16 protein-coding genes and 2 pseudogenes are annotated in these 25,337 nt (G+C 66.1%); 6 read left to right on the forward strand and 12 right to left on the reverse strand.

From position 1 onward, the window contains the following. Nucleotides 1-196 (reverse strand): annotated as a pseudogene (locus tag CK620_RS00005) (2-keto-4-pentenoate hydratase); the annotation flags it as partial. A gap of 354 nt (nt 197-550) precedes the next feature. Here CK620_RS00005 and CK620_RS00010 point away from each other — a divergent pair. After that, nucleotides 551-1,323, forward strand: a pseudogene (locus CK620_RS00010) (IS5 family transposase). On the opposite strand, the gene CK620_RS00015 reads toward CK620_RS00010, so the two are convergent. Continuing rightward, on the reverse strand, nt 1,290-2,213 hold the full coding sequence (locus CK620_RS00015) for a LysR family transcriptional regulator (protein WP_179290517.1): 924 nt from the start codon (nt 2,211-2,213) through the stop codon (nt 1,290-1,292). The pseudogene CK620_RS00010 and the gene CK620_RS00015 sit on opposite strands and share 34 nt — an antisense overlap. A 397-nt stretch (nt 2,214-2,610) precedes the next feature. On the opposite strand from CK620_RS00015, the gene CK620_RS00020 reads away from it, so the two are divergent. Continuing rightward, complete coding sequence (locus CK620_RS00020) at nt 2,611-4,092, forward strand: 2-hydroxymuconic semialdehyde dehydrogenase (protein WP_095549043.1); 1,482 nt, start codon at nt 2,611-2,613, stop codon at nt 4,090-4,092. 103 nt (nt 4,093-4,195) lie between these two features. Here CK620_RS00020 and CK620_RS00025 read toward each other — a convergent pair whose 3' ends face one another. The 6 genes from CK620_RS00025 to CK620_RS00050 all read right to left on the reverse strand — a co-directional run bounded on the left by CK620_RS00025 (nt 4,196) and on the right by CK620_RS00050 (nt 10,242). Beyond that, nucleotides 4,196-5,257 (reverse strand): 6-phosphofructokinase, encoded by a 1,062-nt coding sequence (locus CK620_RS00025; protein ID WP_095549044.1) that lies wholly within the window; start codon nt 5,255-5,257, stop codon nt 4,196-4,198. 77 nt (nt 5,258-5,334) lie between these two features. Next, nucleotides 5,335-6,348, reverse strand: a complete 1,014-nt coding sequence (locus CK620_RS00030) for a YihY/virulence factor BrkB family protein (protein ID WP_179290518.1) — start codon at nt 6,346-6,348, stop codon at nt 5,335-5,337. A 252-nt stretch (nt 6,349-6,600) separates the two neighbouring features. Next, nucleotides 6,601-7,257 (reverse strand): adenylate kinase, encoded by a 657-nt coding sequence (gene adk / locus CK620_RS00035; protein ID WP_095543445.1) that lies wholly within the window; start codon nt 7,255-7,257, stop codon nt 6,601-6,603. A 146-nt stretch (nt 7,258-7,403) separates the two neighbouring features. Further along, complete coding sequence (locus tag CK620_RS00040; RefSeq protein ID WP_238945946.1) at nt 7,404-9,155, reverse strand: hypothetical protein; 1,752 nt, start codon at nt 9,153-9,155, stop codon at nt 7,404-7,406. A 229-nt stretch (nt 9,156-9,384) separates the two neighbouring features. Continuing rightward, the gene (locus CK620_RS00045; protein WP_095540711.1) at nt 9,385-9,642 is read right to left on the reverse strand and encodes a type B 50S ribosomal protein L31; all 258 of its coding nucleotides are present in this window, start codon (nt 9,640-9,642) and stop codon (nt 9,385-9,387) included. A 141-nt stretch (nt 9,643-9,783) separates the two neighbouring features. Next, complete coding sequence (locus CK620_RS00050) at nt 9,784-10,242, reverse strand: RidA family protein (RefSeq protein WP_095540750.1); 459 nt, start codon at nt 10,240-10,242, stop codon at nt 9,784-9,786. Between the two features lie 287 nt (nt 10,243-10,529). Between CK620_RS00050 and CK620_RS00055 the strand changes: the two genes are divergently transcribed. After that, entirely contained in the window at nt 10,530-13,148 is a 2,619-nt protein-coding gene (locus tag CK620_RS00055) for a DNA internalization-related competence protein ComEC/Rec2 (protein ID WP_095548611.1), read from the forward strand. Between the two features lie 193 nt (nt 13,149-13,341). Here the strand turns inward: CK620_RS00055 and CK620_RS00060 are convergent, their stop codons facing one another. The 4 genes from CK620_RS00060 to gph all read right to left on the reverse strand — a co-directional run bounded on the left by CK620_RS00060 (nt 13,342) and on the right by gph (nt 17,179). Then, nucleotides 13,342-13,959: a glutaredoxin family protein gene (locus CK620_RS00060; RefSeq protein ID WP_095548612.1), complete on the reverse strand. Its 618-nt coding sequence runs from the start codon at nt 13,957-13,959 to the stop codon at nt 13,342-13,344. A 65-nt stretch (nt 13,960-14,024) separates the two neighbouring features. Beyond that, nucleotides 14,025-15,548, reverse strand: a complete 1,524-nt coding sequence (locus tag CK620_RS00065; RefSeq protein WP_095548613.1) for an ABC transporter substrate-binding protein — start codon at nt 15,546-15,548, stop codon at nt 14,025-14,027. Between the two features lie 76 nt (nt 15,549-15,624). Next, nucleotides 15,625-16,437 (reverse strand): alpha/beta fold hydrolase, encoded by an 813-nt coding sequence (locus tag CK620_RS00070; protein ID WP_179290519.1) that lies wholly within the window; start codon nt 16,435-16,437, stop codon nt 15,625-15,627. A gap of 4 nt (nt 16,438-16,441) precedes the next feature. Continuing rightward, on the reverse strand, nt 16,442-17,179 hold the full coding sequence (gph, locus tag CK620_RS00075) for a phosphoglycolate phosphatase (protein ID WP_095548614.1): 738 nt from the start codon (nt 17,177-17,179) through the stop codon (nt 16,442-16,444). 108 nt (nt 17,180-17,287) lie between these two features. Between gph and rodA the strand changes: the two genes are divergently transcribed. The 3 genes from rodA to CK620_RS00090 all read left to right on the forward strand — a co-directional run bounded on the left by rodA (nt 17,288) and on the right by CK620_RS00090 (nt 25,313). Further along, nucleotides 17,288-18,472: a rod shape-determining protein RodA gene (gene rodA / locus CK620_RS00080; protein ID WP_095549047.1), complete on the forward strand. Its 1,185-nt coding sequence runs from the start codon at nt 17,288-17,290 to the stop codon at nt 18,470-18,472. A gap of 452 nt (nt 18,473-18,924) precedes the next feature. Next, nucleotides 18,925-20,340: a type I glutamate--ammonia ligase gene (gene glnA, locus CK620_RS00085; RefSeq protein WP_095548615.1), complete on the forward strand. Its 1,416-nt coding sequence runs from the start codon at nt 18,925-18,927 to the stop codon at nt 20,338-20,340. Between the two features lie 158 nt (nt 20,341-20,498). Then, complete coding sequence (locus tag CK620_RS00090; protein ID WP_095548616.1) at nt 20,499-25,313, forward strand: glutamate synthase-related protein; 4,815 nt, start codon at nt 20,499-20,501, stop codon at nt 25,311-25,313. Nucleotides 25,314-25,337: the final 24 nt, after the last annotated feature.

The raw sequence follows: 25,337 nt of genomic DNA on the forward strand, positions 1-25,337 counted from the left end.
GGCCAATCTTGCGGCCCACCAAGCGGGCGCCGCTTTGCAGGCGCCGGTGGGTCAGCTCTTGTTGCACTTGATAGGCCAGATGCAGGGTCTGGCGTGCATCGCCCAGCCGGGCGAGCTCCTCGCGCACGGGGTGCGTGCAAGTGCCGCTGATATGGGCTTGCCAGAGCCGATCGGCTATGCGCTGGATGCTGGTCATGTCTCTCCTTGTTGGAACAGGGCCGACAGAGGTTTGCGGCCACTATAGAAAGGAGTCCGGCGTCGGGGAAATGAATAATCAGCGAGCTTCCATAAGCAACAGGAATGTCGAGAAAAACCCCAGGGGCCGCTCCGAACGCATCGCGGTGCCGTGCGCGTCCACGGAATCGGATGGACAAGTCATTGCGCTCTTTCCATGGCAAGGACTACCCCCAGGAGGTGTTATCTGCTGCCCTGCTGGGCGATGAGGCGCAGAGAGCGCAGCAGAGCATACTGCTGCGCTGGTGCCTCAAGGATGAGGGCCGTGTGTTGGTGGTGCTAGGCCGAATCGACATTCATCCGGTATCTTCGGCGGATGTCCAAGACCAAGCATCCGCGGCCCAGCCGCTACGAATTGACCCAAACCCAATGGGAGCGGATCGAAGATCTGCTCCCAGGCAAGGCCGGTGACCCCGGGCGTACGGCAGCGGACAACCGCAGCTTCGTCAATGGCGTGCTGTGGGTGTTGCGCTCCGGGGCGCGCTGGAGCGATCTGCCGACGCGCTACGGAGCCTACAAGAGCGTGCACAAGCGCTTCACCCGCTGGGCGGCCAAGGGCATCTGGGAGCTGGTGTTCCAGTCCCTGATTCAGGATCGAAGCAACGAGTATCTGATGATCGACAGCAGCATTGTCCGGGCGCACGCACAGGCGGCGACCGGAAAAGGGGGGCGGCGCACCCGGCTCTGGGGCATTGCCGAGGAGGTCTGAGCACAAAGATCCACATGGCGGTGGATGGCCAGGGTCGGCCGGTACGGTTTATCCTCACTGGCGGCGAGCGCAACGACATCACGCAAGGCCCAGCGCTGCTGGCCGGGTTCAAGCCCAAGTACGTCTTGGCCGACAAAGGCTATGACAGCCGGCAACTGGTGGCGCTGATCCAGTCGCTCGGCGCCCAGGCGGTGATCCCGCCTCGCAGCTGCCAGCAGCCGCGTGCCTACGACAAAGCACGCTACCGGCTACGCAATCGCATCGAGCGTTGCTTTGCCAGGCTCAAGCAGTTCCGCCGCATCGCCACTCGTTTTGACCGCAAGCCCTCCCACTTCCTGGCCTTCCTCTACCTCGCATCGATTCCCTTGTGGGTGGGGTGAATGTCGATTCGGCCTAGGGCGACCTCTTCCAGTGCCTGCAGCAGCCGCTGGGTTGCAGGCGAGAGCGTGCGGCCTCGTACCAAGGTATAGCCGACCTGAGTCAGAGGCACTTCCTGGGGCAGCGGCAACATGGAAATCAGACCCAGCTGCACGAATTGGCGCGCCACATTGAAGGACATCAGCGCGATCATATCTGAATCCACCAGCAGGCCCAGGCTGGTGAGGATCGAGACGGACTCGACGGTGCGCGTGGGCCTGTTCATGCCGATGGTCTGGAAAAAAATATCAGCCGCGCGCATGGCCTGCGATCCGCTCAAAGGTAGAACCCAGTCGCAGCCGCGCAGATCCTCTAAACGGATGCGTCGCAGTGTGGCCAGTGGGTGACTGCGGCCGACGACGGCGCACAAAGTGTCTTCCAGCAGTGGTGTATGCACCAGCTCTGGCAAATGGCCGCTTGGCGGGATCATGCCAACCACGACATCGATTTCTCCGCGCAGCAGCTGCGGAAACATTTTTTCGTTGACTCCAACATCGACTTGCACCACTACTTGGGGTGCGATGTCTCGCAGGCGCAGGATGGCGTGTGGCAGCACCTGAGCGGCGGCTGTGAGCAAGGTACCGACCATGACCTTGCCCGACACCCCTTCGTTCCAGGCGTTGAGATCATCGGCCAGTAGACGCAGCCCGGCCATAAGGGAATGACAGTGCTTGCGCAGCACGGAGCCAAACGCCGTTGGCTGGACGCCGCGCGTGGAGCGCGTCAACAGGGCTTGGCCAAAGTGCTCTTCCAGCTCGTGGATGGCCTTGCTGATGGCGGGTTGGGTCATGTGCAGTTCACGAGAGGCGGCAGAAATGCTGCCACTGGCGAGCACCTGCTCGAAGATGGCCAATTGCTGCAACTTCAGGCGTCGCGCCAGTGCCTGCTTGGAAAAAGCCATGGGCTTGCCTTTCATGTTTGCTATGTGCCGACGCTGCGGCGCTGGGGTTTTTCTGGATATGCCGGATTCTTATGGCTGAACATCAACTATTCATTGGTCGGAGCAGCGGCGCTTGCCTATAGTGCGCTCGAGCAACGAGGGCCTGTTCAAGATCTCGGTGCGAATAGGCAAGAAACGGTTGGAGATGGCCTGCAAGGTGCAAAACGCAGCCGTGGCTGTGAGAGGCTATGGCGAGGCTTTGAGAGGTTCCGCAGATCGCCTCGATCCACCGCTTTTGTTCGCCCTGCAGGGATTTTGAACAGATTCTGAGACATGCCCATGGAGGGGCATGGTGATCAGGAGATGCATGATGGCACGATTTCAGCTTCCGGCTTCGCTGCGCGAGACGCGCAACTATGTTGATGGAGAGTTCATTGCAACAGGCCGGACTTTCGACAACATCTGTCCAGTCGATGGCAGTGTGCTGGCCCAAGTACATGAGGCCGATCAAGCGGTGGTGGATCGGGCGATCGCTGCCGCGCGTCGGGCGGTACAGGGCAAGTGGGGCGCGCTGTCCATGGGTCGCCGCGCTGATTATCTGCATCAGGTGGCCCATGTCATTGAGCGGCGCTTTGATGAGTTCTTGGCTGCGGAGGTGGCTGATACGGGCAGACCATTGAGCCAAGCACGCCAGCTTGATGTGTACCGTGGCATCCACAATCTGCGAACATTCGCCGATTTGGGGCGCTATGCCCACTCGGAGTTTTATGAAACTCAGTTGGCCGACGGCAGCAATCTGATCAACTATGTCAAGCGCAAGCCATTGGGAGTTGTAGCCAGCATTTCTCCTTGGAATTTGCCGCTATTATCCTTGACATGGAAAGCCGCGCCGGCTTTGATTTGTGGCAATGGCGTCGTGTGCAAGCCCTCAGAGGAAACGCCTTCGAGCGCCACACTATTGGCTGAGGCTTTTGCGGAAGTAGGCGTACCTGCTGGGGCTTTCAATGTGATCCATGGCTTTGGTGCAGGATCGGCTGGAGCGTTGCTGGCGGCGCATCCGGGTATTGATGCAATGACTTTTACCGGCGAATCCAGCACGGGAGCCGCGATCATGAAGACCGTGGCAGAAGGGGTCAAAGAGGTTTCGTTCGAGCTAGGAGGGAAAAATGCGGCAGTGGTGTTTGACGATGCGGACTTCGATGCTGCCGTTGATGGCGTACTCCGCTCTAGCTTTACTAATGCCGGTCAAGTGTGCCTGTGCTCTGAGCGAGTGTATGTCCAAGCCCCCATCTTCGAGTGCTTCGTTGCGGCGCTCAAGGCCAAAACCCAAGCATTGAAAGTTGGCTGGCCTGACGAGCCTGAGGTTTTCATGGGCTCGCTGATTTCGCGCAGCCATCGCGACAAAGTGCTGTCCTATTTTGAATTGGCTAAGCGCGAGGGAGCGACGGTAGTTTGCGGTGGGGAGGTTCCCCGGTTTGGTGACGCACGCGATCAAGGGGCTTTCGTATTGCCGACGATCTGGACGGGCTTATCGGATGGCGCGCGGACGGTGACGGAAGAAATTTTCGGACCTGTTTGTCACATCGCTCCGTTCGATACGGAGGAGGAGGTGATTGCCCGTGTCAACAACAGCGCCTATGGCTTGGCGTCCAGTATCTGGACCAGCAACTTGGCACGTGCGCATCGCGTGGCGCCTCGATTGGATGTGGGCATCGTTTGGATCAATACGTGGTTTTCACGCGATCTGCGTACGCCTTTCGGCGGTACGAAGCTTTCTGGGATTGGACGAGAAGGTGGTCAATTCTCGTTGGACTTTTATTCTTCGATCAGCAATATCTGCATCAGGATCTGAATGTCGCCCACAGCTGGGCGGGCGTGTTGGCAGGGCAAACTGCACAATTGGTGTATAGGCTATCTGAACGCTGGGACCCAATCAATTGAGTCGAGTTTGAAACTTATAGACCCAGCGACACGCCGATGCAGCGCGCTGCCTGCAACATGGGGTGGTCCAGCGGCACGGTGCGGTGGCCTTGGGCCACTTCGGCCAGGGGCACGCTGGAGCATGTCTCGCCCTGCAGCACGACCATGCGGCCAAATTCGCGCCGAGCCACCATGTGGGCGGCGTGGTGGCCAAAGCGGGTGCAGAGCACGCGGTCAAAGGCTGTGGGGCTGCCGCCGCGCTGGATGTGGCCCAGCTGGGTGCTGCGCACTTCGGCATTCAGCAGGGGCTGCAGCTGGGCGCGCAGCGCTTCGCCCACGCCGCCCAGGCGCACCGGGTCTGGGCTGTGCGCCAGGTGGGTGCGCACGGTCATGTTGCCATCGGCCGGGCGTGCGCCTTCGGCGATGCAGATCAGTGTGTGGCCGGGGTGCTGCTCGCGCGCCTGACAGTGCCGGGCGATGGCCTGCAGGTCGTAGGGCAGCTCGGGCAGCACGATGACGTCGGCGCCGCCAGCCAGGCCGCCAGCCAGGGCGATCCAGCCGGTGTAGCGGCCCATGGTTTCCAGGATCATGACGCGCTGGTGGCTGCGGGCGGTGGTTTCCAGCCGCTCCAGCGCCTCGGCGACGATGGCCACGGCGCTGTCGAAGCCAAAGCTGCGCTCGGTGTGCAGCAGGTCGTTGTCGATGGTTTTGGGCACGCCCACCACGGGCAGGCCCAGCTTGTGCAGGCGATTGGCGATGTGCATGGTGCCATCGCCGCCGATGACCACCAGCGCATCCAGGCCCAACTCTCGCGCATAGTCCAGCACCTGGGCCGAGACATCGGCGCCGCCAGCGCCGGCCCAGCGAAAGGGGTCGGCGGCGTTGTGCGCGCCCAGGATGGTGCCGCCCTGGTGCAGGATGCCGCTGACGGCGTTCCAGTCCAGCGCACGGGTGCGGCGCTCGATCAGGCCGAGAAAGCCGCGCTCGATGCCGGTGACGCGTGCGCCAGCGTCATGCAGCAGCGATTTGGTCACGGCGCGGATCACGGCATTCAGGCCAGGGCAGTCGCCGCCGCCAGTGAGCAGGCCAATGTGCAGGCCGGATGTGCTGCCCGGCTGTACCAAGCTTGATGGGGAGGGGACGGGGGCAGTCATGTGGCGCTTTCGCTGTCAGGTTAGGTGGCGGCCGGTGCAGTGGCCGCCGGTGGTGCAGGGGCTGCGTGGGTGTCGTCGCTGGGCTCTTCCAGTGGCACATGGTCAGCATCGGCCATGGCTTTGGCCAGGCTGGCCGCCAGCAACAAGATGGCGCTGGAGAAGTACAGCCACATCAGCAGGGCCACGAGCGAGCCGGCCGCGCCATAGGCCGATACGACGGCGGCGCCGGCCAGGTAAGCGGTCATGGCGTGCTTGCCCAGCGTGAACAGGATGGCGCCAATGGCCGCGGCGCGGATCAGATAGCGCATCGCAGGCTTCTTGCCATCGCTGATGCGCATCAGCCCGACGAACAGCAGCGCAATGAAGAGAAAGGAAATGGTTTCGTTGAGCAGCAGCAGCGCCCAGGGGTGCGAGAGCACATCGCCCAGCATGGGGGTGATGACGCGCAGCACCGTGGTCAGCACCAGCGAAACCATCAGCAGGCCACCGACGACCAGCATGTAGCCCACGCCGCGCAATCGCAGCACCAGCAGCCACCACCACGGTTGATTTTCATCGCGCGATTGCTCCCAAATGTCTTTGAGGGCATCTTGCAGGGCAACGAAAACGCCGGTGGCTGCCGAGAGCAGCACGCCAAAGGCAATCAGCGAGGCAATAACCCCTTGGGCTGGCGCGGTGGCGCTGTTGAGCGCCTGCTGTACCACGGCGGCGGTGCGTTCGCCGGCCACAGCCTGCACCTGGCTGATCATGGTGTCCTCGACCACGGAGCGGTCAACCCACCAACCCACGCCGGCGACCACCAGCACCAGCAGCGGCGCCAGGCTGAGCATGGCGTAGAAGGCCATGGCCGCGCTCATGCGCATGCCGTCGGCATCCAGCCAAGCCATGACGCCGCGTACCAGCCAGTGCTGCATCACGGTGCCTTGCAGTCGCGTCAGCCAGGAGCTGGACTCTGCCGCAGCAGGGCTTTTGGGGGATGGGGAGGGGGAATGCGGCCGGGCTGCCGCTTGTTCGTCCGGGGCGGTAACCGCCAAGGGGGGCTGGGATGGGGATGGGCTCTGTGGCATAAGGCGCGCAATGGTAGCAGCGCTTGGAGGCCATTGTCGGCGTGCTGGCGCTATGCCGCCGGGCCTGTGGGGATGTTTCGCGCAGGGCCGCTTTGTCGGCTCAACCTGCGGCGGTTGGGGCAGCGATGCCTACCACAACACCCATAAAAAAGCCCGCCCCTGCAAAGTCAGGGGCGGACGCTGTGCGCAGCGATGCGTGCAGAGACTTTGAACAGGCTCTCAGCTGCCCAGGGCCTCGAACACGCGCTGGGTGATGGCCTCCACGCTGCCCACGCCGCTGATCTTGCGGTACTTGGGCGCCTTGGCCGGCTCCTTGGCGGCCCAATCTGAGTAGTAGCTCACCAAAGGGCGGGTTTGCGCGTCGTAGACCTCCAGGCGTTTCTTGACGGTTTCTTCCTTGTCGTCATCGCGCTGGATCAGCGGCTCTCCAGTGACATCGTCCACCCCCTCGACCTTGGGCGGATTGAATTTGATGTGGTAGGTGCGGCCGCTGCCGGGGTGCTGGCGCCGGCCCGTGGCGCGTTCCATGATGTCGCCAAAAGGCACGTCGATCTCCAGCACGTAGTCCAGATCGACGCCAGCCTCTTTCATGGCATCCGCTTGCGGAATGGTGCGCGGAAAGCCGTCGAACAAAAAGCCCTTGGCGCAATCGGGCTGGGCGATGCGCTCCTTGACCAAGCCGATGATGATGTCGTCGCTGACCAGCTGCCCGGCGTCCATCACGGCCTTGGCCTGCAGGCCCAGCGGCGTGCCGGCCTTGACGGCCGCGCGCAGCATGTCGCCAGTGGAAATTTGCGGGATGGCGAACTTCTCGCAGATGAATGCGGCCTGTGTGCCCTTTCCGGCACCGGGTGCGCCGAGCAAAATCAGTCTCATTGGATTGTTCCTTCGTTGTGTTGGGCCAGACTGCGCATCACAGGCGTACAGCCAAGGCCCTGAAAAATGCCGCCAGAGCATAGCATGGGGCCCATGGGCCTCAGGCGCAGCCCGGCCATGAATTTTGCCCGTGGATACCCGCAGGCTCAGAGCTGACTGGCCGCCGGGGCGGCGAACAGCAACACGGCCTCGTCGCTGGTAGGGCGCTCGATGCGCGCCTGCAGGCGCCAGCCAGCGCGCTGCAGCGCCGCCTGGCTGGCCGCACTGGCCTGGGCCCCGACCAGGCTCAGCGGACAGGTCTGGGCGCTGGCTGGTGCCTGCGCCGCCGGGCTGTTGGCGTCGGGCTGGCGCAAGGGCCAGCCGGCCTGGGCCCAAAAGGCTGCCAGCTGTGGTGTGCTCAGATCGTAGGCCCACAGGCAGGGCACATCTTGCGGGATGTGGGCGGCGAGCTTGTCGATCTGCGGCTGGTAGGAGCGGCCATAGTCCAGCATGGGAAGCCACAGCGTCATGACCAGCGTCAGGCACCAGGTCGCGCCGCCAGCGGGCAGCACCAGGCTCTTCCACAGCGCAGAGCGGTGCCGCCCGGTGCGCCAAGCGATCACAGCCAGCCAGATGGCTGTGCTCAGCGCCGCCAGCCCGAAGGCCAGCGCCGAAAACTGCGGCACATACTCCGGCGCCAGCTTGGCCACATTGGCCGCAGGCTTGGCCGGCAGGCCGGTTTGCGTGGCCGTCCAGATCACCCAGATGGCCACGCCGCAGGCAGTGAAGAACAGCAGCGTGAACCAATCAATGAGCGAAGACAGGGTGCGGCGCATCGTCGGCAGTGCAAACGCCGCCAGCGTAGCGGCCATGGGCAGGCCGAGAAACAGCGTGCGATCGCGCGCCGAGCCCTGCGCACAGGCCGCCAGGGCCAGGGTGAGCAGCAGCCAGAGCAGCGGCAGGGCCAGGTGCGGGCTGGGCCGGGCGCGCAGCCAATGCCGCCGCCAGCGGTACAAAGCCCAGCAGGCCAGCGGCCAGGCCGGCCAGCCAAACCAGATGAGCAGGCGCACAAAGCGCAGCCACTGCGCGCCATCCAGCCCCGGCCAGGCCAACGGCCAGGCCGCGCCGTGCCAGAAGGCCTGCGCCGCCGCGCCGAGCGTGGCTAGCAGCGCCAGCGCGCCCAGCAGCGGCAAGGGCAGCGCAAGGCGCACGGCAGACCCTCTGAGCTGCCAGGCCAGCAGCAGGGTGGCCAGCAGCACCGGCGCCAGCCAATAGGCCCCGCCGCTCAGCAGCAGCACGGCGCAGGCCAGCGCGGCCAGGCCGCAGGCCAGGGGCCGCCGCGCCTCGGGCAAGGCCAGGGCAAGAAACAACAGGCTGGCGCCGCCCAGCTGCACGACCGTGGCCGTGGTTTCATGTGAAAACTGCATCAGGCCCAGACTGGCCACCAGCGCCAGCACACTGCCATCTGCAATGGCGCGGGCGTAGGCCACGGGCTCGGCCTCACCGCCAAAGGCAAAGGGCACGGGCTGGGCTTCGGGCCGTCTGGCTAAGTAGTAAGTGGCGTACCAGACGGCGGCCAGGCTGATCAGCATCAGACCCATGAAAGGCAGGCGCACGGCCAGCGTCGGGGCCAGCCAGTCCGGGCGCAACAGCAAGGCCAGCGCGCCCAGCCAGACGGACAAATGCTGCGAGGCATAGCCAAGCCCTTGGCCCAGCAACTCCGGCTGCAGCCAGCTGCTCTGGCCCTGAGCCAGCGCCTGCATGTAGCCGTAAGCGGCCATGTCCTCGTTCTTCCAAGGGTGGCGGCCAATAAAGCCCGCGCAGACATACACCAGGCTCAGCGCCCAGAGGATGGCGCGCGCCAATGGGCGCACGGCGCTTTGGCTGACGATGGCGGGCGAGGGGGGCAGAGCGCTCACGCGAAGAAGCAGTCGTGACAAAGGCAGGAGGCTAAGAGTCTGTTCAAAACCTCTGCCTGATTGGTAAGAGGGCGAAAGGGAAGGGCCATGGCGTGCGCAAAGCCCATCCCGGGCGCGACCATCCCGGGCAAGATTGTGCCGCACATCCCGCACGCGCCCCTTGGCGGTCGGGCCGCAAAAAAACAGCGCGGCCACATGGGCCGCGCTGCTGGGTGGGGCAAAGCAGGGCTTACTTGGCGCCCAGCTTGCCGAAGCGGTTGCGGAAGCGCTCGACGCGACCGCCCATGTTGTCCACCGACTTCTGCGTGCCGGTGTAGAACGGGTGCGATTCGCTGGAGGTATCGAGCTTGAACAGCGGCAGCTCACGGCCATCGTCGGTGGTGCCGGTCTCCTTGGTGTTGACGCAGGAGCGGGTCACGAACTTGAAGCCGTTGGACAGATCAACGAACAGCACTTCGCGGTATTCGGGGTGGATGCCTTCTTTCATGGCGAAATCTCTCGGGTTTTTCTCTTGCAATTGTGATAAGGGCAAGAACCTCGCGCCAGCCACATGCAGCACCCATTGCCACAGCACTTGGCACAGAAAACGTGCGATTATCGCATGTTTTATCCAATGGGCGGGGCGGGCTTATTCCAACTCGGCGATCAGTTCGACTTCAACGCAGGCGCCCATGGGCAGCTGCGCGACGCCGAAGGCGCTGCGTGCATGCACCCCCTTGTCGCCCAGCACTTCGACCAGCAGCTCGCTCACGCCGTTGGTGACCAGGTGGTGCTCGGTGTAATCGGGCGCGGAGTTGACCAGGCTGAGGACTTTGACAACGCGCTTGACGCGCTCCAGATCACCGCCTGCGGCGGCCTGCAAAGTGGCCAGCAGGTCGATGCCCACGGCGCGCGCGGCAGTCTTGCCTTCCTCGGTGCTCATGTTCTTGCCCAGTTGCCCGACCCAGGCCTTGCCGTCTTTTTTGGCAATGTGGCCACTGAGGAAAACCTGCTTGCCGCTTTGGGCGTACATCACATACGCTGCCACAGGGGTGGCAACGGCGGGCAGCTCGATGTTCAGGGCTTGGAGCTTTTCGTAGATTCCCATGACTTGGACCTTTCTGGTGAGGGGGGGCCTTTGGCTTTGGCCTGGTGGCGGTAAGCCCCCATGGCCTGGGTGGCGCAGTGGCGGGGCGCTGCCGCTTGTGATGGATGCAGCAGCAAAAAGGAGGGGGCTGAAGCGGGCGAAATGATACGGCATGGACCACAGGCTGCGCGGGCAGCAGGCGCTGCGCTCGGCCTGGCCCAATCATGGGGCAGAGAGCATGCCACGTAGCGCTAGACGAGCCCAGAGCAGTGCGTGTGAACGGCTTGGGAGAGAGGCAACAGCAGGCCATGGACGCCAAGCGCGCCGGCCTGGCGGATGCTGGGCCGGCCGGCGCTGGCACGTGCCGAGCCTGGGCCTTGCTGGGGGCCGGCTGCGTGGGGCTGGCCGTGCAATTGCGGCAGCCGCAGCTGTGGGCCTGGGGCGCATATCTGGCGCTGCTGTTGGCGGCGTTGATGTTTTTGGTCACCTTGTGGCGCCTGGGGCGCAGGGGCCTTGCCCGCAGTGCGCTGTGCATGCTGGCGGCGGCTGCGCTGGGTTTTGGCTGGGTGGGGCTGCGCGCGGCGTGGCATGCCCAGGGGGCTTTGCCGCCGCATTGGGATGGCCTGGAGCTGGAGGTCACCGGGGTGGTGTCGTCCTTGCCGCGCCAGCAGGCCGATGTGCTGCGCTTTCGCTTTCAGCCCGAATCGGCGCGCCGCGCCGATGGCCAGGCGCTGGCGCTGACTCAGCCGCTGGAGGTGGCTTGGTACGCGCCGCCGCAGGCCAGGGCCGGAGTCTGGCGTGATGCGCCGCAGGGCGCGGCGGTGCAGGCCTTGGGCCCATGGCCGCCAAAGGTTCGTGCGGGTGATCGCTGGCAGTTGCCGCTGCGCGTGCGCGCGCCCAGCGGGCTGCGCAATCCGCTTTTGTTCGATTACGAGCAATGGCTGTGGCAGCAGGGCGTGCAGGCCACGGCCAGCGTGCGCCAGCAGAGGAGTGAGGATGCGCGCTGGCTGGGCGATTCGGGCGGCTACCGCCTGCAGCGCTGGCGGCAGGCGGTGCGCGATCGCATCGTGGCCTTGCCAGCACCGGCCTGGGCAGGAGAGCCTGCCGACGTGCCGGCCAGCGTGCAGGGTGATCACCAGACCCTGGCCCAGGGGCAAGACTCGACGCTGTGGCAGCGCAGCGCCGGGGTGCTGGCGGCTTTGGTGACGGGCGATCAGCGCGCCATCGACCAGGGCGATTGGCAGGTGTTTCGCAGCACCGGGGTGGCGCATTTGATGGCCATTTCCGGGCTGCATATCACCATGTTTGCTTGGCTGGCCATGGGGGCGGTGGGCTGGCTGTGGCGCAGCTGGCCGCGGCTGATGCATGCCGTGCCGGCGCCAGTGGCCAGTCTGTGGGGCGGTTGGTTGCTGGCGGCCTGCTACGCGCTGTTCAGTGGTTGGCAGCTGCCGGCGCAGCGCACGATTTGCATGCTGGGCGTCTGGGTGCTGCTGCGCAGCGCTGGCCTGCTCTGGCCCTGGCATGCCACGCTGGGGCTGGCGGCGCTGGCCGTGCTGTTGTATGACCCTTGGGCTTTGCAGCAGGCCGGGTTCTGGCTGAGTTTCGTGGCTGTGGCGGTGCTGTTGGTGCTGCCGGGGCAGGGCAATGGGGCAGGCAGCGCTGGGGTCGGTGCGCTTGGCGGGCCGGTGCGGCGCTGGGGGGTGGTGGTGGCTGGGCGGCTGCGCCAATTGTGGCAGATGCAATGGCGCCTGTCGTTGGTGCTGGCACCGCTGACGCTGGGCCTGTTTGGCCAGCTCAGCTGGCTGGGCCTGCTGGCCAATCTGCTGGCTGTTCCTCTGGTGACTTTGCTCATCGTGCCATTGGCCATGCTGGGCAGCCTGCTGGCGGCATGGTGGCCTGTGCCCCTGAAGGCCGCTGCCTGGTTGATGGTGCATCTGTTGCAAGGCCTGCAATGGCTGGCCAGCTGGCCCATGGCCCAATGGCATGCCCCAAAGCTGCCGTGGTATTGGGCGCTGCTGGGCCTGGCCGGCGCCTGGATGGCGGTGGGGCGTTGGCCGGCCTGGCTGCGCTTGCAGGGCCTGATCTGGCTGCTGCTGATGCTGGCTTGGCGACCATCACCCGTGCCTTGGGGGCATTTCCGCCTGCTGGCGCTGGACGTGGGGCAGGGCGGGGCCTTGCTGGTGCAGACCCGGCGGCACACGCTGCTTTATGACGCAGGGCCCAGTTACGGCGGCGGGCGTGATGCCGGGCACAGCGTGGTGGTGCCGCTGCTGCAGGCCCACGGCCTGCAGCCCGATGCGTTGGTGCTCAGCCATGGCGACAGCGACCACGTGGGCGGCGCGCGCAGCGTGCTGGCGGCGTTTGACGTGGCGCAGCTGTATGCGCCGGCCATGCCGCCGCCACACTGGCCTGCGGGGCTGGCCAGTGTGGCGGCGCAAGCCAAACCGTGCCAGGCAGGCCTGCAATGGCAATGGGATGGCGTGACATTGGCCTTTATGCACCCGCCGCCTGGGGCGCGCTGGCTGGAGCGCAATGCCAGCAGTTGCGTGCTGCGCATCACGGCCAGCGATGGGAGCAGCGCCTTGCTTACCGGCGACATTGGCCGCTTGCAGGAGCAGGCGCTGCGCCTGGCGCTGGGGGCGCAGTTGCGCGCCGATTGGCTGCAGGTGCCGCACCATGGCAGCCGCACTTCCTCATCGGCGCGTTTCATTGCCAGCGTGGCGCCGCGCTTTGCCGTGGCCCAGGCCGGTTACCGCAACCGTTTTGGCCACCCGCACCCGGAGGTGGTGGCGCGCTACCAGCAGCAGGGCGTGCGGTTCGTGAATACGGCCGATTGCGGCGCGGCGCTGTGGCAGTCCAGCGCGCCGCAGCAGCTGCGCTGCGAGCGCGAGGCCAACCAGCGCTATTGGCATCGGCCTCCGAGGTGAGAGCCTGTTCAAAATCTTTGCACGGCGGTCAAGAGAGCGGATTGGGGCGCTCTGCTTCCGTTGCAAAGCCTCGCCATAGCCCCAGCTATGGCTGCGTTTTGCGCCTTGCAGCCCACCCCAAACCGCTTCTTGCCCACTCGCGCCGAGATTTTGAACAGGCTCTGAGGAGGCCATTGCAGCTCAGGGCCTGCCCTCAAAAACGAAAGCCTGGCGGGGCGCTGCCGCCGCCCGAGCTGCTGGAGGCGTTGGTCGCCGCAGGTTGCTGTGCAGCGGCGCTGCTCAGCGGCCGGGGCGCAGGGGCGCTGTAGTCGGCAGGCAATTCGGATTGGGCTGGGTAGCCGGCGGCATCCAGGTACTGGGCCCATTGCGAGGCGCTGAAGCCATCGAGCGTCTGGCGGCCAATGTGTAGCTGGGGCAGGGATTCGATGCCCAGGCGCGCTGCGGTTTGCTGGTCCTCGGGGGTTTTGATGCTGTATTCCTGAAACGGAATGCCGCGCTCTTGCAGCCACTTGCGGCCGTTGTTGCAGGCCGGGCAGTTGGGCATGACGTACAGTGAAACGGGGTAGCGGCGCATGGCGGCCTGCAGGCCGCTGCTGGCTGCCGGGTTGCTGGCCTCGGCGGCCTGGGCGCTGCCCTTGCCTGAGAGTGATGGCGCGCCGGCTGCGGGCGGCTTGTCGGTGTAGAGCGTGCTGCCGCTGGCGCTCTTGCTGCGGTAAACCTCCTGCGCGCTGGCCGGCAGGCTGACGGCGCAGGCCAGCGCCAGGGCCGCCAGGGCTGTCAGGGCGGTGGCATGGGGGGGCAGATGGGCCATGGTGATTCCTCCTCAGTTGTTGTGATGCGGCGCCATTCTGCCAGCCCGGTTGCCGGTGATGGCTTTCAGCTCCAGCGCAGCGCCGACAGATCGTTGACGAAGATGGGCATGTCGCGCCACAGGCCGCGGATGTCCTTGTGCGCCACGGTGACCCACTGCGGCTGGTAGAGGAAGGCGTTGACGCAGTCCTCGGCCAGCAGGCGCTGGGCCTGGCCGAGCAGGCGCGCGCGCTCGGCCGGCTGGGTGGCGCTGCGGGTTTGCTCCCAGATGTCGCGGAAGGCCTGGGAGTCGTAGCCCCAGTAGTAGTCGGGGTTGGCGTAGTTGCCCAGATCCAGCGGCTCGACGTGCGAGATCAGCGTCAGGTCGAACTGGTGCTGGCCCATGGTGTTGCGCAGCCATTGCGCCCATTCGACGTTTTCCAGCTGGGTCTGGATGCCGACCTTGGCCAGCATGGCGGCGATGACGATGCCGCCCTGGCGCGCATAGGGCGTGGGCGGCAGCGTCATGCGCAGCTTCAGCGGCGTCTTGACGCCAGCCTCCTTGAGCAGGGCCACGGCCTTGTCCGGGTCGTAGGGGTTGATGCCGGTGGTGTCCACATAGCCGAAGGCGCCGGGCACGTAGTGGCTGCCGATGGGCACGCCATAGCCGCTGGCGGCGCCTTCGATGACCTGGCGCCGGTCGATGGCCGCAGCAATGGCGCGGCGCACGCGCACGTCGTTCAGCGGCTTGCGGCGGTGGTTGATGGACAGGATGGTCTTGGCGCGCGAGCCGCTGACCAGCACCTGGAACCTGGGGTCTGATTTGAATTGCTCCACGCCGCGCTGCGCCACGCGCGGGAAGCAGTCCACATCGCCGGCCAGCAGGCTGGCCACGTGGGCTGCGGGGTCTGCGATGAAGCGGAAAGTGGCCGTCTTGATGGGCAGCTGCGCCGCGCGCGGCGAATCGTCCCAGCGCTGCAGGGTCAGCGCCGAGCCGCGATTCCAGCGCGCCAGCCGGTAGGGGCCGGTGCCGACGGGGGCGCTGGCGTTTTTCGCCACGCTCTGAGGCTCGACGATGATGGCCGTGGCCTGGCCGAGCACGAACAGCAGATCGGGCTCAATCACTTCGTTGCGGATGCGTACGGTGTACTCGTCCACCACATCGGTGCTGAGCTTGGCAAAACGCGCTTTGTCTTTGTTGGTGCTCTTTTCCGCCTTGGCGCGATCGAAGCTGAATTTGACCGCAGCGGCATTGAAGGGTTGGCCGTTATGAAACTGGGCATCACGGCGCAGACGGAAGGTGTAGGTATGCAGATCGGGCGAGACTTCCCAGCTTTCGGCCAGCAGCGGGGCTACGCTGCCGTCGGGGTTGATCTTGGTCAGGGTCTCGTAGATGTTGTAGAGCGTCACTTCGCTGACAGCTGAGGCGGCGCTGAGCGTGGGGTCCAGCCCGGGCGGCTCCAGCACCATGCCGATGGTGATGCTGGACTTGTCGGCCTTGTCCGCGCCCGCGCTGCGCGGGGCGGCGTGCAGGGCTGCGAGCGGGCTGGCTGCGCCAGTGGCGGCCAGCCAGGCGGCGCTGGAGGCCAGAAGGGTTCGCCGTTTCATCATTGCGATGGTCTCTCCAAAATCAGTGGGGCGCGCATTATTCCATGAGCGCTGCATGGGCGCTCAAGGGGCTGAAGACTCAGCCTTGACTACGCAAGGCCAGCAGCCAGCGGTCCAGAATGCCTGCCACCAGCGCGGGTTGCTCCAGCGTGCTGAGATGGCCGCATTGGGGCACGATGTGCAGCTGCCGAAGCGGCGCGGCGGCGGCGCTGCCGCTGGCGCCGCGCGCCTGGTCGCCGGCCAGCAGCGCGGCGTGGATTTCCTCGGCCAAGGCCGGCGGGGTGAGCTGATCCTCGGCGCCGACCAGCACCAGGCTGGGGCAGCGGATGTGCGCCAGGCTGGGGCGCGAGTCGCAGCGCTGCATGATGGCCGTTTGCTGGCGCAGGTAGGCGGCCACGCCAGTGTCCTGCGCCATGGCTTGCACTGCGGCGCGCAGCGCCTCATCGTCGGCGCGGCTGGCATGTACGGAGCGCGGGAAATTCAGCTCGATGGCCAGGGCCAGTTTGTCCTGGCGGGCCAGCTCCATCACTCGCAGGCGCAGCGCGCGGGCCTCCTCGCTGTCGGCGCGCGCCGAGGAGTCGAGGATGGCCAGCGCAGCGACCCGCTCGGGCGCCTGGCGCAGGATCTCAAAGGCAATGTAGCCGCCCATGGACAGGCCCATGAGCACGAAGCGCGGCGGCGCATCGCGCAGGATGGCGCGGGCCAGCTCGGCCATGTTGTCGTGCGCGGTGGTCTGCGCCAGCGTCACCGGGCCATGGCGCCACAGCGTGGGCAGCTGTGGGGCAAACAGGGCGGGGGAGCAAGCCAAGCCTGGCACCAGCAGCGTGGGCAGGGTGTTGGCGATGGCTGACGGCAGTGCGGGTGATGAGGGTGAGGTGGTGCTGGTATTCATGCGTTCATGCAAGGGCTGCGGCCAATTGCGCGGCAATTTCTGCGATGGAGTCGAAGTACCCATCGGCGGCAACCTGCTCGATCGGCTCGCCATGATTGAAGCCGTAGCGCAGCAGGGCGATGGCGCAGCCGGCTGCGCGCGCGGCAGCGGCGTCGTTGGCTGAGTCGCCAATCATCAGCACCTGCTGCGGCGCCTGGCCCAGGCGCTCACAGGCCTGCAGCAGCGGGTAGGGGTCGGGCTTGCGCCGCGCGAAGCTGTCGCCAGCGTAGAGAAATTCGATCTGCCCGGCCAGGCCGGTGGCGTCCAGCAGCGGGCGGGCCAGGCGCATGGGCTTGTTGGTGACCACCGCCATCGGCAGGCCCAGCGCCTGCAGGGCCTGCAGCCCTTCGCGCACTCCAGGGTAGACCTTGGCATGTTCGTGGCCGGCATTGTCATAGCCGATGAAATACAGCCGCATGGCCTCATCGAAGCGCTGCGCCACGGCCTGCTCGTCGTGCGGCAGACCGGCTTGAGCCAAGGCCCCGGCCAGGATGCTGCGCACCAGGTGCTCAGAGCCCTTGCCGATGGTGCGTGCAATGGTGGCGCGCGTGGTGGGCGGCAGCTGCAGGCTGTGCAGCATGTGGCCCAGGGCCAGCTCGAACTCATCCAGCGTATCGATCAGGGTGCCGTCCAGATCCAGCAGGACGGCATGGATGGGGCGTGCGCCCAGCTGGGCGCGGGCGCTGCGGTGCGTGGGGCTCATGGCAAGCGGGGCGGGCGGGTGGCGGCGGGCGGCGGCGTCTTGGCGCGAAAGTCTCATGGCCGCCTCATGGCGGCCGGGCTGCGCCGGGCGGCTGGCGATAATACGGCAATGGCTGTTGTAACCCTGAACAAAACCCCCTGGCACCACCATTTTCTGGGCGTGTTCCAGCGCTTTGATGGCTGGCTGATTGCCGCCATTTTGTTTTTGGCGGCCTTGGGGCTGATTGCCATGTATTCAGCCGGCTTCGACCATGGCGCGCGCTTTGGCGACCACGCGCGCAACATGGCGCTGGCTGCGGCGATTCTGTTCGTGCTGGCGCAAATCCCGCCCCAGCGGCTGATGGCGCTGGCCGTGCCTTTGTACCTGGCCGGGCTGCTGCTGCTGCTGGGGGTGGAGTTCTTCGGCATTGCGCGCAAGGGGGCTCAGCGCTGGCTCAACGTCGGCGTGGTGATCCAGCCCAGCGAGATCATGAAAATCGCCGCGCCGCTGATGCTGGCCTGGTGGTTCCAGCTGCGCCCCACGCCGCTGCGCGCCACGGATTTTGTCGTCGCCATGGCGCTGCTGGCCCTGCCTGTGGGGCTGATTCTGCGCCAGCCCGATCTGGGCACGGCCCTGCTGGTGCTGGGCGCCGGGCTGGCGGTGATTTTCTTTGCCGGCCTGCCCTGGAAGCTGGTGTTGCCGCCAGTGCTGCTGGCGCTGCTGGGCGTGGCGGCCATCATCGGCTTTGAGCCCTACCTGTGCCAGGACGGCGTGGATTGGGTGGTGCTGCACGATTACCAGAAAACCCGCGTCTGCACGCTGCTGGACCCGTACAACGACCCGCTGGGCAAAGGCTTTCACATCATCCAGGGCATGATCGCCATTGGCTCGGGCGGCATGTGGGGCAAGGGCTTCATGGCTGGCACGCAAACCCATTTGGAATTCATCCCCGAGCGCACCACGGACTTCATCTACGCCGCCTTTGCCGAGGAATTCGGCCTGCTGGGCACGCTGGCGCTGCTGCTGGGCTTTCTGTTTTTGATCTACCGCGCGCTGTGGATCGCCCTGCGCGCCAAGACGCTGTTCGGCCGCCTGATGGCCGCAGCCGTGGCGATGATTTTCTTCACCTACGCCTTCGTCAACATGGGCATGGTGATGGGCGTGCTGCCCGTGGTGGGCGTGCCGCTGCCTTTCATCAGCTATGGCGGCACAGCCATGGTGACGCTGGGCCTGGCGCTGGGCATTTTGATGTCCGTGGCCCGCGACGCCGCCATCGTGCCTCCGACCATCGAGTTCTCGGCCCAGCGTTTGTGAGTGCCTGCCCGAGAATTCCTCGCGCCGCGCTTCCTCCAGGATCGGACCACTTCTGGCCCATGCGCACAGAGAATTTGAACAGGCGCTGAGTGCCTGGTCTTGGACGCGATGCAGGGTCGCCTGGCGGCGCAAGCCCTGGGGCATGGCAAGCGTGCAAGCGTGCAAGCGCGCAGGTGCGCCCGGATAGGGCGCCGAGACAGGCCCTGGGCCTGGCGTGCACCAAAGTGAAGCGCGCGCCCTATCCTGGTGCGCAGCTGCGCCAAGATGCACGCGCAGGTGCGCGCTGCCATCTGCCCAGGCTGTGCGCTGGGCACAAGGCAGAAAGCCGCGCCTGTACAGGGCGCGGCGCCTGTTTTTGCTGCTTGCCTGGGGCCAGGCTGCCGCCCTGGCACGAGTTTTGCGATGGATGCACTCCGAACCCACTGAGTTTCCCCAGCGAACAGGAGTGCCCCATGGCAAGAACAATCGACGACGTTATGAAGATGGTGCAGGACAACGACATCAAGTTCGTTGATTTCCGCTTCACCGACACCCGTGGCAAAGAGCAGCACGTCACCGTGCCGGTGTCCCATTTCGATGAAGACAAGTTCCACAGCGGCCATGCGTTCGATGGTTCTTCGGTGGCAGGCTGGAAGGGCATCGAAGCCTCGGACATGTTGCTCATGCCCGACCCCGGCACTGCCAACATCGACCCTTTCTTCGAAGAGCCCACGCTGCTGCTCACCTGTGACGTGGTGGATCCGGCCGACGGAACTCCCTACGAGCGCGACCCGCGCAGCATTGCCAAGCGCGCCGAGGCCTATCTGAAAGCTTCCAGCCTGGGCGACACCGCCTACTTCGGCCCCGAGCCGGAGTTCTTCCTCTTTGACGGCGTGCGCTGGGAAAACAGCCCCGGCAAGGCTGGCTTCGAGATCGAGGAGTACGAAGCGCCCTGGAACACCGGCGCGCGGCTCGAAGGCGGCAACCGCGGCCACCGCCCCACGGTCAAGGGCGGCTATTTTCCTGTGCCGCCGGTGGACAGCACGCAGGACATGCGCGCCGAGATGTCGTTGGTGCTTGAGTCACTGGGCATCCCCGTGGAGGTGTTTCACCACGAAGTGGCTGGCGCAGGCCAGAATGAAATCGGCACGAAGTTCAGCACCCTGGTTCAGCGCGCGGACTGGACGCAGCTGCAAAAGTACGTCATCCACAACGTGGCCAACCTCTACGGCAAAACGGCCACCTTCATGCCCAAGCCCATCGTGGGCGACAACGGCTCGGGCATGCACGTGCACCAATCGGTCTGGAAGGACGGCAAAAACCTGTTTGCGGGCGAGGGCTACGCGGGCCTGTCGGACTTTGCGCTGTACTACATCGGCGGCCTCATCAAGCACGCGCGCGCGCTCAACGCCATCACCAACCCCGGCACCAACAGCTACAAGCGGCTGGTGCCCGGCTTTGAGGCGCCGGTCAAGCTCGCCTACTCGGCCAAGAACCGCTCGGCCTCCATCCGCGTGCCCTTCGTCACCAACCCCAAGGCGCGCCGCGTGGAAGCGCGCTTTCCCGATCCGCTGATGAACCCCTACCTGGGCTTTGCCGCGCTGCTCATGGCCGGGCTGGATGGGGTGGAAAACAAAATCCACCCCGGCGAGGCGGCCACCAAAGACCTGTACCACCTGCCGCCCGAGGAAGACGCGCTGATTCCCACCGTCTGCCATAGCCTGGACCAGGCGCTCGAAGCGCTGGACGCCGACCGGGCCTTCCTCACCAAAGGCGGCGTATTCACCGACGCCATGCTGGACGCCTACATCGAGCTGAAGATGGGCGAAGTCACGCGCTTCCGCCAGGCCGTGCACCCGCTGGAATTCGAGATGTATTACTCGCTGTAAAGCCCTGGCGGCAAGGCTTGGGCCGCCAGCGGCATTGCCAGCCGCCGCCCGCGCCAGCCAGCGCGCTGCAAGAGCGTGCCGCCGGGCGCTGCCGACCGCCGCCGCCAATCCGACCCACCGAAGCGCCCCACCGAAAACCGAACAAGAAGGAGTACGCCATGAGCCAGGCGTCTGAAGCGCAGCCACTGCGCCAGCAGGGTTTGTACGACCCATCCCACGAACACGATGCTTGCGGCGTGGGCTTTGTGGCCCACATCAAGGGCGTCAAAAGCCATGCCATCGTCACCCAGGCGCTGCAAATCCTGGAAAACCTTGACCACCGCGGCGCGGTGGGCGCCGACCCGTTGATGGGCGATGGTGCGGGCATTCTGATCCAGATCCCCGATGCGCTGTACCGCGCGGAAATGGCCGAGCAGGGCGTGGCGCTGCCCCCGGCGGGCGAGTACGGCGTGGGCATGGTGTTTCTGCCCAAGGAGCACGCCAGCCGCCGCGCCTGCGAGCAGGAGCTTGAGCGCGCCATCAAGGCCGAGGGCCAGACGCTGCTGGGCTGGCGCGATGTGCCGGTGGACCGCGCCATGCCCATGAGCGAGGCGGTGCGCGAGAAGGAGCCCGTGATCCGCCAGGTCTTCATTGGCCGCGGCGGCGATGTGATCGTGCAGGATGCGCTGGAGCGCAAGCTGTACGTGATCCGCAAGACCGCCAGCGCCGCCATCCAGCGCCTGGGGCTCAAGCACAGCAAGGAATACTACGTGCCCAGCATGAGCAGCCGTACCGTGATCTACAAGGGCTTGCTGCTGGCCCGCCAGGTGGGCACGTATTACCTGGACTTGCAGGACGCGCGCTGCGTCTCCGCCCTGGGGCTGGTGCACCAGCGCTTTTCCACCAACACCTTCCCCGAATGGGCGCTGGCACACCCCTACCGCTACGTGGCGCACAACGGCGAGATCAACACCGTCAAGGGCAACTACAACTGGATGCGCGCGCGCGAGGGCGTGATGCGCAGCCCGGTGCTGGGCGATGACCTGCACAAGCTCTACCCCATCAGCTTTGCCGGCCAGTCCGACACGGCCACCTTCGACAACTGCCTGGAGTTGCTGACCATGGCGGGCTACCCGCTCAGCCAGGCCATGATGATGATGATCCCCGAGCCGTGGGAGCAGCACGCGGGCATGGACGCGCGCCGCCGCGCCTTCTACGAATACCACGCGGCCATGCTGGAGCCGTGGGACGGCCCGGCATCCGTGGTTTTCACCGATGGCCGGCAGATCGGCGCCACGCTGGACCGCAACGGCCTGCGGCCCTCGCGCTACTGGGTCACCGACGACGACCTGGTCATCCTCGGCTCCGAAGCGGGCGTGCTGCCCATTGACGACAGCCGCATCGTGCGCAAATGGCGCCTGCAACCGGGCAAGATGCTGCTGATCGACCTGGAGCAAGGCCGCATGATCGACGACGAGGAGATCAAGGCCAGCGTGGCTGGCGCCAAGCCCTACCAGCAGTGGAGCGACAACCTGCGCGTGCGCCTGGACAGCGTGCCCGCCCCGGCCGCTGTGGCCGCCGCGCCGTTGCCTGCGCACGCACTGGCGCTGCGCCAGCGCCAGCAGCTGTTCGGTTTCACGCAGGAAGACCTCAAATTCCTGCTCGCGCCCATGGCCGCACACGGCGAAGAAGGCATTGGCAGCATGGGCAACGACAGCCCGCTGGCCGTGCTCTCGCCGCGCAGCAAGCCGCTGTACAACTACTTCCGCCAGCTCTTCGCGCAGGTCACCAACCCGCCCATCGACCCGATCCGCGAGGCCATCGTGATGAGCCTGGTGTCCTTCATCGGCCCCAAGCCCAATTTGCTGGACATCAACCAGGTCAACCCGCCGATGCGGCTGGAGGTGCGCCAGCCCGTGCTGGACGCAGCCGATATGGCCAAGCTGCGCGACATTGCCGCGCTCACGCACGGCAAGTTCAAGAGCGCGGTGATCGACATCACCTACCCGCTGGCCTGGGGCCGCGACGGCGTGCAGGCGCGCCTGGCCTCGCTGTGCGCGCGCGCCGTGGATGCCGTGCGCGATGGCGCCAACATCCTCATCGTCAGCGACCGCGACGTGGCCGCCGACCGCATCGCCATTCCGGCGCTGCTGGCGCTCTCAGCCATCCACCAGCACCTGGTTCAGGCGGGCCTGCGCACGGCCACGGGCCTGGTGGTGGAAACCGGCACCGCGCGCGAGGTGCACCACTTTGCCGTGCTGGCTGGCTACGGCGCCGAGGCCGTGCATCCCTGGATGGCCATCGAAACCCTGCACGACATGCATCAGCCCCTGACGGGCGCGCTGGCGCCCGAAAAGGCGGTGGCCAATTACATCAAGGCCGTGGGCAAGGGGCTGTCCAAAATCATGTCCAAGATGGGCGTGAGCACCTACATGAGCTACTGCGGCGCGCAGCTGTTCGAGGCTGTGGGCATCAACGCCGAGACGGTCAGCCAGTACTTCACCGGCACCGCCAGCCCGGTCGAAGGCATGGGCGTGTTCGAAATCGCCGAGGAAGCCATCCGCCTGCACCAAGCCGCCTTCGGCCACGATGCGTCTGCCGCCGGGCCTTCCCCCACGCCGCGCATGCTGGATGCGGGCGGCGAATATGCCTGGCGCGCGCGGGGCGAGGAGCACATGTGGACGCCCGACGCCATCGCCAAGCTCCAGCACAGCACGCGCGCGGGCAGCTTTGCCACCTACCAGGAATACGCCCGGCTCATCAACGACCAGAGCCGCCGCCTGATGACGCTGCGCGGCCTGTTCGAGTTCAAGACCGACCCGGCGCGCGCCATCGCGCTGGAAGAAGTTGAGCCTGCCAGCGAAATCGTCAAGCGCTTCGCCACCGGCGCCATGTCGCTGGGCTCAATCAGCACCGAGGCGCACGCCACGCTGGCCGTGGCCATGAACCGCATTGGTGGCAAGAGCAACACCGGCGAAGGTGGCGAGGACGAGCGCCGCTACCGCCAGGAGCTCAAGGGCATCCCCATCCGCGCGGGCGAAACCTTGGGCAGCGTGATCGGCGCGGAAAACGTCGCGGTGGACCTGCCGCTGCAAGATGGCGATTCCTTGCGCAGCCGCATCAAGCAGGTGGCCTCCGGACGCTTTGGCGTCACTGCCGAATACCTGGTCAGCGCCGACCAGATCCAGATCAAGATGGCCCAGGGCGCCAAGCCCGGCGAAGGCGGCCAGCTGCCCGGCGGCAAGGTGTCCGACTACATCGGCCGCCTGCGCCACAGCGTGCCCGGCGTGGGCCTGATCTCGCCGCCGCCGCACCACGACATCTACTCCATCGAAGACCTGGCCCAGCTCATCCATGACCTGAAGAACGTGGCCCCACACGCGGACATCAGCGTCAAGCTGGTCAGCGAAGTGGGCGTGGGCACCATCGCCGCCGGGGTGGCCAAGTGCAAGGCCGATCACGTGGTCATCGCCGGGCACGACGGTGGCACCGGTGCATCGCCCTGGTCCAGCATCAAGCACGCGGGCAGCCCGTGGGAGATTGGCCTGGCCGAAGCCCAGCAAACCCTGGTGCTCAACCGCCTGCGCGGGCGTGTTCGCGTGCAGGCCGACGGCCAGATGAAAACCGGGCGCGACGTGGTCATCGGCGCGCTGCTGGGGGCCGACGAATTCGGCTTTGCCACCGCGCCGCTGGTGGTGGAAGGCTGCATCATGATGCGCAAGTGCCACCTCAACACCTGCCCCGTGGGCGTGGCCACGCAAGATCCGGCGCTGCGCGCCAAGTTCGCTGGCAAGCCCGAGCACGTCATCAACTACTTCTTCTTCGTGGCCGAGGAGGTGCGCCAGATCATGGCCCAGCTGGGCGTGCGCACCTTTGACGAGCTGGTGGGTCGCAGCGACCTGTTGGACATGCGCCAGGGCGTGGCGCACTGGAAGGCCAAGGGGCTGGACTTCTCGCGCCTGTTCGCCCAGCCCAGCGTGGGCGATGAGGTGCCGCGCCGCCACGCCGAAGCGCAGGACCACGGCCTGGAAAAGGCGCTGGATCACCGGCTCATCGAGCGCAGCCGCCCGGCCCTTGAAAAAGGCGAACGCGTGCGCTTCATCGAAGCCGCGCGCAACGTCCACCGCAGCGTGGGAGCCATGCTCTCGGGCGCGCTCACCCGCCTGCACCCGGAGGGCCTGCCCGATGACAGCATCCACGTGCAGCTCGAAGGCGTGGGCGGCCAGTCCTTCGGCGCCTTTCTGGCGCGCGGCATCACCTTGTACCTGATCGGCGAGGCCAACGACTACACCGGCAAGGGCCTCTCGGGCGGACGCATTGCCGTGCGCCCCAGCCTGGACTTTCGCGGCGAGGCCGCGCGCAACACCATCGTGGGCAACACGGCCCTGTTCGGCGCCACCAGCGGGCAGGCCTTCTTCGCTGGCGTGGCGGGCGAGCGCTTTGCCGTGCGTCTGTCGGGCGCCACGGCGGTGGTCGAAGGCGTGGGCGACCACGGCTGCGAATACATGACCAGCGGCACCGTTGCCGTGCTCGGCAAAACGGGCCGCAACTTCGCCGCCGGCATGAGTGGCGGCGTGGCCTACGTCTATGACGAAGATGGCCTGTTCGCCAGCCGCTGCAACACCGCCAGCGTCAGCCTGGAGCGCGTGCTGCCGCACGACGAGCACGAAGCGTGCATCGACCGCGCCATCTGGCACCAGGGCCAGAGCGACGACGCCCAGCTGCGCGCCCTGCTCGAAGCGCACCACCGCGCCACCGGCAGCCGCCGCGCGCGCGAGCTGCTGGACAACTGGCAGGCCGCGCGCAGCCGCTTCGTCAAGGTCTTCCCTCACGAATACCGGCGCGCCCTGGCCGATCTGCACGCGCGCCGCCAGCGCCCGCCCGCCCAGGCCGATCAAGCCGATCCAGCCGCTGAAACCGCTGAAACCGCTCCCAAGGACGGATCAAGAAACAGCGCCAAGGCAGCCCCCCGCGCCAGCGGCCAGCGGGCCTGAGGCTGCCCGCACACACCGAAAAAG

The sequence above is a fragment of the Vandammella animalimorsus genome, from assembly GCF_002285285.1.
GTDB classification, from domain to species: domain Bacteria; phylum Pseudomonadota; class Gammaproteobacteria; order Burkholderiales; family Burkholderiaceae_C; genus Lampropedia; species Lampropedia animalimorsus.

Excerpts from the sequence above, each read along its gene's own strand:
- CK620_RS00020 (WP_095549043.1), top strand. The coding sequence starts at position 2,611 with ATGGCACGATTTCAGCTTCCGGCTTCGCTGCGCGAGACGCGCAACTAT.
- adk (WP_095543445.1), bottom strand. The coding sequence starts at position 7,257 with ATGAGACTGATTTTGCTCGGCGCACCCGGTGCCGGAAAGGGCACACAG.
- CK620_RS00045 (WP_095540711.1), bottom strand. The coding sequence starts at position 9,642 with ATGAAAGAAGGCATCCACCCCGAATACCGCGAAGTGCTGTTCGTTGAT.
- CK620_RS00050 (WP_095540750.1), bottom strand. The coding sequence starts at position 10,242 with ATGGGAATCTACGAAAAGCTCCAAGCCCTGAACATCGAGCTGCCCGCC.
- CK620_RS00055 (WP_095548611.1), top strand. The coding sequence starts at position 10,530 with ATGGACGCCAAGCGCGCCGGCCTGGCGGATGCTGGGCCGGCCGGCGCT.
- CK620_RS00060 (WP_095548612.1), bottom strand. The coding sequence starts at position 13,959 with ATGGCCCATCTGCCCCCCCATGCCACCGCCCTGACAGCCCTGGCGGCC.
- CK620_RS00065 (WP_095548613.1), bottom strand. The coding sequence starts at position 15,548 with ATGATGAAACGGCGAACCCTTCTGGCCTCCAGCGCCGCCTGGCTGGCC.
- CK620_RS00070 (WP_179290519.1), bottom strand. The coding sequence starts at position 16,437 with ATGAATACCAGCACCACCTCACCCTCATCACCCGCACTGCCGTCAGCC.
- gph (WP_095548614.1), bottom strand. The coding sequence starts at position 17,179 with ATGAGCCCCACGCACCGCAGCGCCCGCGCCCAGCTGGGCGCACGCCCC.
- rodA (WP_095549047.1), top strand. The coding sequence starts at position 17,288 with ATGGCTGTTGTAACCCTGAACAAAACCCCCTGGCACCACCATTTTCTG.
- glnA (WP_095548615.1), top strand. The coding sequence starts at position 18,925 with ATGGCAAGAACAATCGACGACGTTATGAAGATGGTGCAGGACAACGAC.
- CK620_RS00090 (WP_095548616.1), top strand. The coding sequence starts at position 20,499 with ATGAGCCAGGCGTCTGAAGCGCAGCCACTGCGCCAGCAGGGTTTGTAC.